The organism is Erysipelatoclostridium sp. MSK.7.34, from assembly GCF_019041935.1.
GTDB classification, from domain to species: Bacteria; Bacillota_I; Bacilli_A; order Erysipelotrichales; family Coprobacillaceae; genus Thomasclavelia; species Thomasclavelia ramosa.
Map to the genome: position 1 here is coordinate 1 of NZ_JAHPYJ010000078.1, position 588 is coordinate 588.

General features: G+C 35.9%; 1 protein-coding gene. It reads right to left on the reverse strand.

Annotation, left to right across the window (positions count from 1 at the left end):
- Positions 1 to 99: 99 nt before the first annotated feature.
- Complete coding sequence (gene tnpA / locus KTF99_RS16905) at positions 100 to 579, reverse strand: IS200/IS605 family transposase (RefSeq protein WP_217215684.1); 480 nt, start codon at positions 577 to 579, stop codon at positions 100 to 102.
- Positions 580 to 588 lie beyond the last annotated feature (9 nt).

Here is a 588-nt window from a genome sequence, read left to right on the forward strand (position 1 = left end):
AGCCGGTGGTTTTACATTTGCGGGCATAGCCCTGCTCTCAGAGCGCATGTCTCAAGACATTCCTTATGCCTACGGCTACCGCGTGCACTCTGTATTTATTTAGTTTTTCCCTTTTCCTTTTTTAAACGGGTATTCCAAATCCAGTGTCAGCTGTTCTCTTTCCTGATCTTCTTTTAATTGATTCGCTATATAATTTTTTATTCTTTTCGCATTCTTTCCTACTGTATCTACATAATATCCTCGACACCAGAACTCTCTATGTCTGTACTTATATCTTGTATTTGCCCATCTTTCATATATCATTTGACTGCTCTTTCCCTTTAAAAACCCCATAAACCCTGAAACACTATATTTGGGCGGTATTTCTACTAACATATGTACATGATCTATGCATACTTCCGCTTCTATTATATTTACGCCTTTCCATTCACATAATTGTCTTAGTATTGCTCCTACCTCTACCCTTTTTGCTTCATAAAATGCTCTTCTTCTATATTTTGGTGCAAATACAATATGATATTTGCAACTCCATTTTGTGTGTGATAAACTATGTAAGTCATCTGAATACTGTTTATTCATTTGTCATTT

Excerpts from the sequence above, each read along its gene's own strand:
- tnpA (WP_217215684.1), bottom strand. The coding sequence starts at position 579 with ATGAATAAACAGTATTCAGATGACTTACATAGTTTATCACACACAAAA.